The following is a 12,405-nucleotide window of genomic DNA, read 5'->3' as shown; positions in this document are numbered from 1 at the left end:
AATCCGTTTCGTGATGAGGGTGGTGCGCCCCATAGGATTGGGCCCAAACCACACTCACTCACCCCTGAGGATCGCTGCATGCCTGGCATTACGCGCGAGGAGGTCGCCCACCTCGCCCGGCTGGCGCGTCTGGAGCTGAAGGGCGAAGAGCTCGACCACTTCGCCGGACAGCTCGACGACATCATCGGCGCGGTCGCCCGCGTCTCCGAGGTCGCCGACCAAGACGTACCCCCGACCTCCCACCCGCTGCCGCTGACCAACGTCATGCGCGCGGACGAGGTCCGTCCGTCGCTCACCCCCGCGCAGGCGCTCTCCGGCGCCCCGGCCCAGGAGCAGCAGCGTTTCAAGGTGCCGCAGATCCTGGGGGAGGACTAATCACCATGACGGACATCATCAAGCTCACCGCGGCCGAGATCGCCGCGAAGATCGCGGCCGGTGAACTCACCGCCGTCGAGGTCACCGAGGCCCACCTGGCGCGCATCGAGGCCGTCGACGAGAAGGTCCACGCCTTCCTGCACGTCGACCGCGAGGGCGCGCTCGCGCAGGCCCGTGCCGTCGACGCCAAGCGCGCGGCCGGCGAGAAGCTCGGCCCGCTGGCCGGCGTGCCCCTGGCGCTGAAGGACATCTTCACCACCGAGGGCATCCCGACCACCGTCGGCTCGAAGATCCTCGAAGGCTGGATCCCGCCGTACGACGCGACGCTCACCAAGCGCCTCAAGGACGCGGACGTCGTCATCCTCGGCAAGACCAACATGGACGAGTTCGCCATGGGGTCCTCCACCGAGAACAGCGCGTACGGCCCGACCGGCAACCCGTGGGACCTGACCCGCATCCCCGGCGGCTCCGGCGGCGGCTCCTCGGCCGCCCTCGCCTCCTACGAGGCGCCGCTCGCTATCGGCACGGACACCGGCGGCTCCATCCGCCAGCCCGCCGCCGTCACCGGCACCGTCGGCGTCAAGCCGACCTACGGCGCGGTCTCCCGCTACGGCATGGTCGCCTTCTCGTCCTCCCTCGACCAGGGCGGCCCCTGCGCCCGTACGGTCCTGGACGCGGCGCTGCTCCACGAGGTCATCGCCGGGCACGACCCGCTCGACTCGACGTCCATCGACGCGCCGGTCCCGCCGGTCGTCGAGGCCGCCCGCAACGGCTCGGTGGCCGGGATGCGCGTCGGCGTCGTCAAGCAGTTCTCGGGCGAGGGCTACCAGGCCGGTGTCGTCCAGCGCTTCAACGAGTCGGTCGAGCTGCTCAAGTCGCTCGGCGCCGAGATCGTCGAGCTGGACTGCCCGTCCTTCGACCTGGCGCTCTCCGCGTACTACCTGATCGCGCCGTCGGAGTGCTCCTCCAACCTGGCCCGCTTCGACGCCATGCGCTACGGCCTGCGGGTCGGCGACGACGGCACGAAGTCCGCCGAGGACGTCACCGCGCTGACCCGCGAGGCCGGCTTCGGCGACGAGGTCAAGCGCCGCATCATCCTCGGTACGTACGCGCTGAGCTCCGGCTACTACGACGCGTACTACGGCTCCGCCCAGAAGGTCCGCACGCTCATCACGCGCGACTTCGAGAAGGCCTTCGAGCAGGTCGACGTGATCGTCTCGCCGACCACGCCCACCACCGCCTTCCCGATCGGCGAGCGCGCCGACGACCCGATGGCGATGTACCTCGCGGACCTGTGCACCATCCCGACCAACATGGCGGGCAACGCCGCCATGTCGCTGCCCTGCGGCCTCGCGCCGGAGGACGGCCTGCCGGTCGGGCTCCAGATCATCGCCCCCGCCATGAAGGACGACCGCCTGTACAAGGTGGGTGCCGCCGTCGAGGCCGCCTTCGTGGAAAAGTGGGGACACCCGCTGCTCGAGGAGGCTCCGTCGTTGTGAGTGCACTGACCAAGGCCAAAGGCTTCAAGAAGTCCAAGGCCGGTACGTACCTGTCCATCGGCACCACCGCCTTCGGCGCCATCAGCGTCGCGAAGCAGGCCAAGAAGGCCCGCACCGAGAACGACACGCTGAAGCTCCTGGACGCCATCGTCTCCGCCGCCGCCATCGCCACCGGCGTCGCCATCCTGCTGCGCGAGCTCAAGCGCATCGGTGACGACGACGTCCTGTTGGGCTGAGAGGGAAGTTTTTCACCGTGACCGTCATTGATCTGGTCTCGTACGAGGACGCCCTCGCGTCGTACGACCCCGTCATGGGCCTTGAGGTCCATGTCGAACTCGGCACCAAAACCAAGATGTTCTGCGGCTGTTCGACCGAGCTGGGCGCCGAGCCCAACTCGCAGACCTGCCCCACCTGCCTCGGCCTGCCCGGCTCGCTCCCGGTCGTCAACGCGATCGGCGTCGAGTCGGCCGTCAAGATCGGTCTCGCGCTGAACTGCGAGATCGCCGAGTGGTGCCGCTTCGCCCGGAAGAACTACTTCTATCCGGACATGCCGAAGAACTTCCAGACCTCGCAGTACGACGAGCCGATCGCCTTCAACGGCTATCTGGACGTCCAGCTGGAGGACGGCGAGATCTTCCGCGTGGAGATCGAGCGCGCCCACATGGAGGAGGACACCGGCAAGTCCACGCACGTCGGTGGCGCGACGGGCCGCATCCACGGCGCCTCGCACTCGCTCCTGGACTACAACCGCGCGGGCATCCCGCTCATCGAGATCGTCACCAAGCCGATCGAGGGAGCCGGCGAGCGCGCCCCCGAGGTCGCCAAGGCGTACGTGGCCGAGCTGCGCGAGGTCATCAAGGCGCTCGACGTCTCCGAGGCCCGCATGGACAAGGGCCAGATGCGCTGCGACGTGAACCTGTCGCTGCGCCCGCACGGCGTCGAGAAGTTCGGCACGCGTTCGGAGACCAAGAACGTCAACTCGCTCCGCTCGGTGGAGCGGGCCGCCCGCTTCGAGATCCAGCGGCACGCGGCGGTGCTGTCCTCGGGCGGCACGATCGTGCAGGAGACCCGTCACTTCCACGAGGAGGACGGCTCCACCACCTCGGGCCGCATCAAGGACAACGCCGAGGACTACCGCTACTTCCCCGAGCCGGACCTGGTGCCGGTGGCTCCCGCGCGCGCGTGGGTCGAGGAACTGCGCTCCGCGCTGCCCGAGATGCCGCGGGTGCGGCGCAACCGGCTCCGCGAGGAGTGGGGCGTCAGCGAGCACGACATGCAGTCGATGCTCAACGCCGGTGCGGTCGACCCGATCGTCGCGACGATCTCGGCCGGGGCGGATGCGGCCGGCGCCCGCAAGTGGTGGATGGGCGAGCTCGCCCGCAACGCCAACGAGCGGGGCGTCGCGCTCGACGAGCTGCCCGTCACGCCGGCGCAGGTCGCCCGGGTCGTGGCGCTGGTCGCCGCGGGCGACCTCAACGACAAGCTGGCTCGCCAGGTCATCGAGGGTGTCCTCGCGGGCGAGGGCGACCCCGACGCGGTCGTCGAGAAGCGCGGCCTGAAGGTCGTCTCGGACGAGGGTGCGCTGGGGGCGGCCGTCGATGAGGCGATCGCGTCCAACGCGGCGATCGCGGACAAGATCCGGGGCGGGAAGGTCGCGGCGGTGGGGGCGCTGGTCGGTGCGGTCATGAAGACGACGCGCGGACAGGCCGATGCGGGCCGTGTGAAGCAGCTCATCCTGGAGAAGCTGGGCGTGGAGGGCTAGCCCTCCGACCCCGTGAAGGGGCGGCCCCCGTCGGCGAGTTGCCCGGCGGGGCTGCCCCTTCCCCATGCCCTGGGGCTCCGCCCCGGACCCCGTTCGCGCCTGAACGGCGCCTCAATTCGCCGGACGGGCTGAAATGCTCCGGTGCCGGCCGGCACCAGTGCTGTTGGGGGCGCGGGGAACTGCGCGACCAGCCCCCACGATCCGCAGGGATCGACTCCCCTCCAGCACCCGGCCCGCAGGGCCAAGCCCCCCAGCCCCCCGAAGGGGAAAACCGGGTTGGACTTTTCGGAGGGAGTGCTTGGACGTTCACCCGGGGGCCGGGGCGGGGCCTTCTGGGGGACACCCCGGGTCATTACCGTTCCCCCCGTACACACCACACGGCCCGGGAGGATCACTTGACCACGGACAACGCAGACGGCGGCATCTCACGGCGACGACTGCTCGCACTGAGCGGCGGCGCCCTCGGCGCGGCCGCCGCCGGCTCGCTGCTGCCGCCGTCGCTGCAGTCGGCGATGGCCGCCGGGCCGCCCCCCGGTGGGCTGAGCGCGGTCAAGCACGTCGTGATCCTCATGCAGGAGAACCGGTCCTTCGACCACTACTTCGGCACCCTGCGCGGCGTACGCGGCTTCGGTGACCGCAACGCCCTCCAACTCCCGGGCGGAAAGCCCGTGTTCGAGCAGCCGGGTCCGCTTGGCAGCACCGTCCTGCCCTTCCCCGTGCGCGGCGCCGCGGCCGCCCAGCACAAGGACCTCCAGTACATAGGCGCCCTCGACCACTCCTGGAGCGGCGGCGCCAAGGCCTGGAACGGCGGCTGGATGAACAACTGGGTCTCCGCCAAGACCTCGGCGACCATGGCCTACTACGACCGCCAGGACATCCCGCTGCACTACGAGCTCGCCGACACCTTCACCGTCTGCGACGCGTACCACTCCTCCATCCACAGCTCCACCAGTCCCAACCGCAACCACCTGTGGAGCGGGAAGACCGGGTTCGAGGCCAACGGCCAACGAGCGGTCGGCAACGACGCCTACGACGAGGGCACCCACGCCGGGTACGACTGGGGCACCTACGCCGAGCGGCTCGAGAAGGCCGGGCGCAGCTGGAAGACGTACACCGAGTGGGAGAACTTCACCGACAACCAGATCGAGTTCTTCACCACCTTCAAGGCGATCGCCCGCAAGGCACTGGCCAAGACCGGCGGCCACACGTTCATGGAGTCCTTCTACGGTGTCGTGCGCGACGCCCCGGACGACGCCGAGCGGCAGCGGCTGCTCGCCCTGCTCGACCAGGGCGTCGCCACCCTCACCAAGGCCGAACGCAGCCTGTTCGAGCGGGGGTTGAGGCGGGTGCCGACCGGCACGCTCGCCGACGCCTTCGGCAAGGACGTGGCCGCCGGCACCCTGCCCGAGGTCTCCTACCTGGTGCCCTCGGCGCTGGACTCCGAGCACCCGAGCGTCTCCTCGCCCGTGCACAGCGCCACCATCGTCTACAAGGTCCTGGACGCGCTCGGCAAGCACCCCGACGTCTGGCGGCACACCGTCGTCCTCATCAACTACGACGAGAACGACGGCTTCTTCGACCACGTCCCGCCGCCCGTCGCCCCGCCCGAGGTGACCGACGAGCAGTGGCAGGGCAACCCGACCGGGCTCGGCGCCCGGGTGCCGATGCTCGTCGTGTCCCCCTGGAGCGTCGGCGGTTACGTCTGCTCCGAGGTCTTCGACCACACCTCCGTGATCCGCTTCCTGGAGAACTGGACCGGGGTGCGCGAGCCCAACATCAGCAAGTGGCGCCGTACCGTCACCGGCGACCTGACCTCCGCCTTCGACTTCAAGCGCGGCAGGCCGCAGCCCGCCGTGACCCACCCGGGCCCCATCCCGCCGCTGAGCGGACGCTGGCGCCCCTTGCCGCCCGCCCAGCAGCACATGCCCGTACAGGAGGAGGGCACCCGGCCCGCCCGGCCGCTGCCGTACCAGCCGGACGCCTACGCCAAGGTCGCGGACGGGGCGCTCCAGGTGCAGCTCAGCAACAACGGCCGGGCCAGCGCCCACTTCGCGCTCTTCCCGTACGCCAAGGAGTTCGCGGCGCCGCAGCACAAGGACGTCCGGGGCAAGGCACAGTGGAGCGTGCCCCTGGCCCAGGGAGCGAACGGCGCCTACAAGTTCACGGTGACCGGGCCGAACGGGTTCCGGCGCGAGTTCGAGGGCGCCGCGGACACCGACGCCGCCGAGGTGACCACGTACCTCGACCATCACGACCGCGACGTCCACCTCACGCTCCGCAACCGTGGCCACCGGTCGGTCACCTTCGTCGTGCGGCCGCTGGGCTACGCCGACGAGGCCGATCTGCGGGACTGGAAGCGGACCGTGACGGTCAAGCCGGGGCGCAGCCGCACCGTCGTGCACTCCGCCGCCGACGCGCACGGCTGGTACGACCTCGAAGTGACCACGGACGGCGAGACCCCGTTCCGCCGCCGCCTGATGGGACACATCGAGAACGGCCGGCCCAGCGTCTCCGGCTGAACCCGCGACGCGCAGGGGGGAGGGGGCGCCGGGCGGAGCCCGCTGCGGCCCCCGGCGCCCTGGCCGGGCCCCGTACACCACCGTGCGAAGATTCCGGAGCGGCCGGCGGCCGGGCGGGCCGACCGGCCCGGACCGAGCCGTGGCCGGCCGGACGTACGCAGGTGGAGGAGCGGGGATGTTCGCAGTATCGCTGGGTGACGACGGGGCCGAGCTGGGCCCCCTGGAGCCGTGGCAGGCCGAGGAGTTCCTCGCCCACATGGACCGGGGCCGCGAGTTCATCGGCACCCACATCGCGCTGCCGGACTTCGTGACCGACCCGGCCTCCGCCCGCGCCTACCTCCAGAGCTACGCGGACAAGACGGCCGCGGACGCCGGGCGCCTGTACGGCATCCGGCTCGACGGCACCCTCGTCGGCGGCGTCCTGTTCCGGATCTTCGACTCGGCGCAGGGCACCTGCGAGGTCGGCTGCTGGCTGGAGCCGGCGGCGGTCGGGCGGGGCCTGATCACCCGGGCCATCACGCTGCTGATCGACTGGGCCGTGGACGTGCGCGGCATGCACCGCGTCGAGTGGGTGGCGGTCGCCGAGAACACCCCGAGCATCAACGTGGCCAAGCGGCTCGGCATGACCAGGGACGCGGTCCTGCGCGAGAACTACCTGTACCGGGGGGTGCGCCACGACAGCGAGGTGTGGGCCGTCCTCGCCGACGACTGGCGGGCGGCACGCGCCGGGCGCTGACGCCGGGGGCAGAAGGAAGCCGGGCGGGGTACGGGCCGGGCGTCGAGGAACATGCCGGGCGTCGTCGAGGTACGGGCCGGGCGTTAAGGAAGCTCTCAGCGGGCTCTCAGAAACGGCCCCTAGCGTGCCGGGCATGAACGCCACCCCCGCCACGACGAAGACCGACGCCGAGACCGAGCCCAGGACGGATGCCGAGACGGAAGCCGCGGCCGCCGGGGCCACGGCCACCACCGGGGGAGCGAGCGCCGAAACGGCCCCCGAGGCCGCCGAAGTCCCCGACGCGACGGACCCCGACGGCCCCGAGCCGGCAGACGAACCGGCCGCCGAGGCGGCCCCCGCCCGCGCGGGCTTCGGCGCGGGCGCCGCGGCCGTCGTCGCCGGCGCGCTCGGCGCGGTCTCGCTCAGCGGCACCTGGATGGGCAAGACGCTCTCCGAGCGGGCCACCCTCATCGGCCAGATCAAGACCTCCCAGAGCGGCACCGCCGCCCAGCAGATCCAGGAGATCTACGGCAACTCCTGGCACACCACCGCCCTGGTCAACGGCATCTTCGCGCTGCTCGCCCTGATCGTCGGCGCGGTCGTCCTCGCCCGGCCCGCCTTCGGCACGCCCGGCCGCGCCGAGCAGCCGGTGTGGGTCAAGGCCGTCGCGCTCGCCGGAGTCGTCCTCGGCGTGGTCGGCCTGCTGATCTCGGCGGGCATGTACCTCGACCTGTTCGCGGCCCTGCCCAGCACCAAGGGCTGAGCTTCCCGGCGGGCCGCCTAAGGCACCCGCCCCCTGCCTTAGGCGGCTCCGGTCCGCCATGCGGACCGTCTAAGGCAGCGCCCCCGCACAGATGCGGCACTCGCCCCATGCGCGAGGGGCCCCTGGGAGACGAGAGTTGAGGCATCGCAAGGAGCCCGGAACACCGGGCCCCGAGCGGAAAACCCCAGCCACTCATCCCCAGGAGCACCGAGATGTTCGACTACGAGATCTACAAGAACCGCCAGGCCGAGCTGCTGCGCCAGGCCGACCAGGAGCGTCTCGCGGGCCAGGTCCGCGGGGCCCGGCGCCGCTTCGGCCGCCGCCGCAGTGACGGCAACGGGCCGGAGGGGCGGGTGAGTTCACCGCGGAGCCGGTTCGCACGGGCCGCCTGACCCGCCCGGCCGCCCGCGATGACGACCACCCCGACCCGCCCCGCCAACCCCGCCCGGACGCCGTCCCCGGCCGTGACCCCGACCTCCTCCGGGGCCGCCTCCCCAGCCGGGGACGGACCGCCCGCCACCTCGCCGACCCGGGCCTGTGCGATGCTCAGCGGCGTGGAGACCAGGTCAGTCAGCCCCGTGTTCGTCGGCCGCGCCGGTGAGCTGCGGATATTGAACGAAGCACTCGCGCGCGCCGCGGCCGCCCAGGGCGAGCCGCAGGCGCTGCTCGTCGGCGGTGAGGCGGGCGTCGGCAAGAGCAGGCTCATCGAGGAGTTCACCGACGCCGCCCGCGCGGCCGGCGCCGTGATCGCCATCGGCGGCTGCGTCGAGGTCGGCGCCGACGGGCTGCCCTTCGCCCCCTTCTCGGCCGCGCTCCGCGCGCTGCGCCGCCTCCTGCCGCAGGAGCTGGCGGCGGCGGCCGACGGCCAGGAGGAGGAGCTGGCCCTGCTCCTGCCCGAGCTGGCCAGGACCGGGCCGCCCACCTCCCGCGAGGACGGCACCGCGCGCCTCTTCGAGCTCACCGTGCGGATGCTGGAGCGGATCGCCGCCGAGCGCACCGTCGTCCTCGTCCTCGAAGACCTGCACTGGGCGGACGCCTCCACCCGCCATCTGCTCGCCTACCTCTTCCGCACCCTGCGGCGCGGCCGACTCGTCGTCGTGGCCACCTACCGTGCCGACGACATCCACCGCCGCCATCCGCTGCGCCCCCTGCTCGCCGAGCTGGACCGGCTGCGCAGCGTGCGCCGCATCGAACTGCCGCGCTTCAACCGGGCCGAGGTCCACCACCAGCTGACCGGCATCCTCGCCGCCGAGCCCGAGCAGCGCCTGGCCGACGAGATCTTCGAACGCTCCGACGGCAACGCCTTCTTCGTCGAGGAACTCGTGGTGGGCCGCGACCCCGACGGCACCTGCCCCGACCTCAGCGACTCGCTGCGCGATCTGCTGCTCGTCCGCGTCGAGAGCCTGCCCGAGGACGCCCAGCGGGTGGTGCGGATCGCCGCCGAGGGCGGCTCCACCGTGGAGTACCCGCTGCTGGCCGCCGTCGCCCGGCTCCCCGAGGACAAGCTCATCGAGGCGCTGCGGGCCGCCGTCGGCGCCAACATCCTGCTGCCGGCGGGCGACGGCGACGGCTATCGCTTCCGCCACTCCCTGGTCCGCGAGGCCGTCAGCGACGACCTGCTGCCCGGCGAGTGCTCACGCCTCAACCGCCGCTACGCCGAAGCACTTGAGGCCGACCCGTCCCTGGTCAGGGCCGACGAGCGGACCACCAGGCTCGCGACGTACTGGTACCACGCGCACGACGCGGCCAAGGCACTGCCCGTGGTCCTGCGCGCCGCGGTGGAGGCCCGCCGGCGGTACGCCTACGCGGAGCAACTGCGGCTGCTCTCACGGGCGATGGAGCTGTGGGACAGCGTCCCCGCCGAGCTGCGCAAGGGGCTCAGGCCCCTGGACCACGCGGGCTCCTACCCGCCGTGCGGCTGCGCACCCGAACAGGCCGCTTCGCTGCGCTATCTCGATCTGCTGGCGGAGTCCGTGGAGGCGGCCCGGCTCTGCGGCGATCGCGAGGGCGCCCTGAAACTCGCCAAGCAGGCGCTGCGACTCATCGAGGCCGAGAGCGACCTGAGCTCCGGGAACGACCCGCTGCGCGCCGCCTGGTTCTGGATCCAGCGCTCCCGCCTGGTGCAGCACGCGGGGCGCGGGGACGGCTGGGCGGAGATAGCCACCGCCCAGGACCTGGTGCGCGGCCTCGCCCCGTCCCCCGTGCACGCCGAGGTCCTGGCCGCGGCGGCCAGTTGGGGCATGCTCCACAAGCCCGGCCCCGAGTCCCTCGCCGCGGCCGAACAGGCCGTGGAATACGCCCGGTTGGTGCGGACCGAGGAGATCGAGCTCAACGTCAGGCTCACTCTGGGCAGCCTGATGGTCGACTCGGGATCGATCGAGGAGGGCATCGTCACGATGCGCGCGGTGATCGACCGATCCCTGGAACTCGGCCTGGTCGGCGAGGCGACCCGGGGCCATGTGAACCTCAGCTCCGGTCTTGAGGCCGTCGGCCGCTCGGCCGCGGCCGTACGCGTCGCCGACGACGGGGTGCGCCTGGCCCAGAAGTACGGGCTGCTCGACAACGAGGCCTGGGTGCAGGCCAACCGGGCCGAATCCCTGTTCAGCCTCAACCGCTGGGAGGAGGCCGCCGACTCCATCGAGCGGGTCCAGCGCACCGCGGTGAGCACCAAACCGCTCGGGCTCGCCCTGCTGCGCCGGGCCGAACTCGCCCTGTTCCGGGGCGAGTTGGAGCAGGCGGCGGCCTCCCTCGGCGACGCCCACGCGGCCTTCGGCAAGTACGACCCGCTGGCCCAGCACGCCATCCCGCTCGCCCGGATCGCGCTCGGCATCGCGGCCGCCCGGGGCCGCGTCGACGAGGCCCGCGCGGAGCTGGCCCGTGCCGTGGAGCCCGGCTTCCCGCCCGGCACCCAGCGCTACGGCTGGCCGCTGCTCGCGGCGGCCGCCGCGGTGGAAGCCGATGTGCGCGGGCTCCCCTCGGCCGAGCAGGGCCGGAGCGCCGCCCTCGAAGTGATCCGCACCGCGGCCAGGAGGCTGCCGACCGGCGCCCCGTGCTGCGAGGCGCTCTCGCTGGTCGTCACCGCCGAACTGGACCGCGCCGAGGGCCGGGACTCGGCGGCCCGCTGGGAAGCGGCCGCCCACGCGCTCGAAGCCGTGGAGCGCCCCTACGAACTGGCCCTGGCCCGCCACCGCTGGGCCTATGCCCTGCTGGCCGAGGGCGGCGACCGCGACACCGTCGCCACGCTGCTGCGCGGGGCCCACGCCGAGTCCGAGCGCGTCGGCGCCCGGCCCCTGCGCGAGCAGCTGGAGCTCCTGGCCCGCCGGGCCCGCGTCCCGCTGACCGCCCCGGATCCGGCCGGGCCCGAGGACCTGGCCGACCCGGTGGAGGCGCTCGGGCTGACCAGCCGCGAGCAGGACGTGCTGCGCCTGGTCGCGGCCGGACACAGCAACCGTCAGATCGCCGAGGAGCTGTACATCTCGCCGAAGACGGCGAGCGTGCACGTCTCCAACATCCTTGCCAAGCTGGGGGTTTCGGGCCGTGGCGAGGCGGCGGCCCTGGCTCACCGCCTCAACCTGTTCACCGAACAGCCGGCGCGCGGCTGACGTTCCCTCAGGTGACGTCCAGTTCCAGGACGCGGTCGTCGCCGGGCTTGGGGGTGCCGCGCGAGTCGGTGTTGTTGGTGAGCAGCCACAGCTTGCCGGCCCCGGCCGCGAGGACGGTGCGCAGCCGGCCGTACTGGCCGCCCAGGAAGGCCTCGGGGCCGGCGAGCGCCTTGGTGCCGTCGAGCGGGACGCGCCACAGCCGCTCGCCCCGCAGCGCGGCCAGCCACACCGAGCCGTCCTGGAACGCGATCCCGCTGGGCGAGGCCTCGGACGTCTTCCACTGGGCGACGGGGTCGACGTACCCGGCCTTGCCCGCCCTGCCCTCCACGACGGGCCAGCCGTAGTTCTTGCCGGGCTCGATCAGATTGAGCTCGTCCCAGGTGTCCTGCCCGAACTCCGCGGCCCACAGCCGGTTCTCGCCGTCCCAGGCCAGGCCCTGCACATTGCGGTGCCCCAGGGAGTAGACGACCGAGTCCGCCTCCGGATTGCCGTACGCGGGCTGTCCGTCCGGTGTCATCCGCAGGATCTTCCCGGCGAGCGACTTCCTGTCCTGGGCGAGCCCCTTCTCGCCGGTCTCGCCGGTGCCGGCGTACAGCATCCGGTCGGGTCCGAACGCGATGCGCCCGCCGTTGTGGACGCTGCCCTTGGGGATCGAGCGCAGGATGGTGTCCGGCGCCCCGAGCTGCTGGCCCGCCGGCCGTGCCGGGTCGTAGATCATCCGGGCGATGCGGTTGTCGGACTCGGTGGTGAAGTACGCGTACAGGAGATGGTCCGAGGCGTACGAGGGCGAAAGGGCGAGCCCGAGCAGGCCCGCCTCGCCCTGGTGGGCGACGCCGGGCACGCTGCCCACGGCGGTCTTCTCGCCGGTCGCGGTGTCGACGCGCACCACGGAGCCGTCGTCCCGCGAGCCGACGAGCAGCGCGCCCTCGGGGAGCGCCGCGATGCCCCAGGGCGACTTGAGCCCGTCGGTGACGGTCCTCGCCACCTTCACCGAGCCCTTGGCGGGCGGGAGTTGGGCCCCCGGTGAGGTTGTAGGGGCCGCCTTGGTCGCGGAGGTGGCGCCCTGCGCCCGAGGCCGCGCGGGCCCCGAGGAGCAGCCCGCCGCCAGCACCAGCACGGCTGTGGCCAGGGCGGTCGCCACGGTGGTACGTCGCACGGTTCAGGTTCCCT

At 72.5% G+C, this 12,405-nt stretch carries 10 protein-coding genes; 9 read left to right on the top strand and 1 reads right to left on the bottom strand.

Going from position 1 to position 12,405, the window contains the following annotated elements:
* The first annotated feature begins 78 nt into the window (after positions 1 to 78).
* From gatC to ACFYZA_RS19450, 9 genes are all read left to right on the top strand, one after another.
* Complete coding sequence (gatC, locus tag ACFYZA_RS19490; RefSeq protein ID WP_003966094.1) at positions 79 to 375, top strand: Asp-tRNA(Asn)/Glu-tRNA(Gln) amidotransferase subunit GatC; 297 nt, start codon at positions 79 to 81, stop codon at positions 373 to 375.
* 5 nt (positions 376 to 380) lie between these two features.
* Positions 381 to 1,874 carry an Asp-tRNA(Asn)/Glu-tRNA(Gln) amidotransferase subunit GatA gene (gene gatA / locus ACFYZA_RS19485; protein WP_120721242.1) on the top strand — a complete coding sequence of 498 codons (1,494 nt, stop codon included), beginning with the start codon at positions 381 to 383 and terminating at the stop codon, positions 1,872 to 1,874.
* Positions 1,871 to 2,110: a hypothetical protein gene (locus ACFYZA_RS19480; protein WP_267056547.1), complete on the top strand. Its 240-nt coding sequence runs from the start codon at positions 1,871 to 1,873 to the stop codon at positions 2,108 to 2,110. Before gatA ends, ACFYZA_RS19480 begins: the two co-directional genes overlap by 4 nt.
* Positions 2,111 to 2,127: 17 nt before the next feature.
* Positions 2,128 to 3,636 (top strand): Asp-tRNA(Asn)/Glu-tRNA(Gln) amidotransferase subunit GatB, encoded by a 1,509-nt coding sequence (gatB, locus tag ACFYZA_RS19475; protein WP_382592426.1) that lies wholly within the window; start codon positions 2,128 to 2,130, stop codon positions 3,634 to 3,636.
* 422 nt (positions 3,637 to 4,058) lie between these two features.
* Positions 4,059 to 6,155, top strand: coding sequence for a phosphocholine-specific phospholipase C (locus ACFYZA_RS19470; protein WP_388491990.1), 2,097 nt, complete (start codon positions 4,059 to 4,061; stop codon positions 6,153 to 6,155).
* A gap of 175 nt (positions 6,156 to 6,330) precedes the next feature.
* Complete coding sequence (locus ACFYZA_RS19465; protein ID WP_382592429.1) at positions 6,331 to 6,891, top strand: GNAT family N-acetyltransferase; 561 nt, start codon at positions 6,331 to 6,333, stop codon at positions 6,889 to 6,891.
* A 133-nt stretch (positions 6,892 to 7,024) separates the two neighbouring features.
* Complete coding sequence (locus ACFYZA_RS19460; RefSeq protein WP_388491834.1) at positions 7,025 to 7,633, top strand: hypothetical protein; 609 nt, start codon at positions 7,025 to 7,027, stop codon at positions 7,631 to 7,633.
* 212 nt (positions 7,634 to 7,845) lie between these two features.
* On the top strand, positions 7,846 to 8,025 hold the full coding sequence (locus tag ACFYZA_RS19455) for a hypothetical protein (protein WP_382592435.1): 180 nt from the start codon (positions 7,846 to 7,848) through the stop codon (positions 8,023 to 8,025).
* Positions 8,026 to 8,175: 150 nt separating this feature from the next.
* Positions 8,176 to 11,235 (top strand): AAA family ATPase, encoded by a 3,060-nt coding sequence (locus ACFYZA_RS19450; protein ID WP_388491989.1) that lies wholly within the window; start codon positions 8,176 to 8,178, stop codon positions 11,233 to 11,235.
* Between the two features lie 7 nt (positions 11,236 to 11,242).
* Here ACFYZA_RS19450 and ACFYZA_RS19445 read toward each other — a convergent pair whose 3' ends face one another.
* Positions 11,243 to 12,391 carry a PQQ-dependent sugar dehydrogenase gene (locus ACFYZA_RS19445; RefSeq protein ID WP_382592437.1) on the bottom strand — a complete coding sequence of 383 codons (1,149 nt, stop codon included), beginning with the start codon at positions 12,389 to 12,391 and terminating at the stop codon, positions 11,243 to 11,245.
* Positions 12,392 to 12,405 lie beyond the last annotated feature (14 nt).

The sequence above is a fragment of the Streptomyces sp. NPDC001828 genome (genome assembly GCF_042892175.1).
GTDB lineage: Bacteria > Actinomycetota > Actinomycetes > Streptomycetales > Streptomycetaceae > Streptomyces.
The sequence above is the reverse complement of the archived record's forward strand: the minus strand, read 5'-3'. Positions and strand labels throughout refer to the sequence as shown.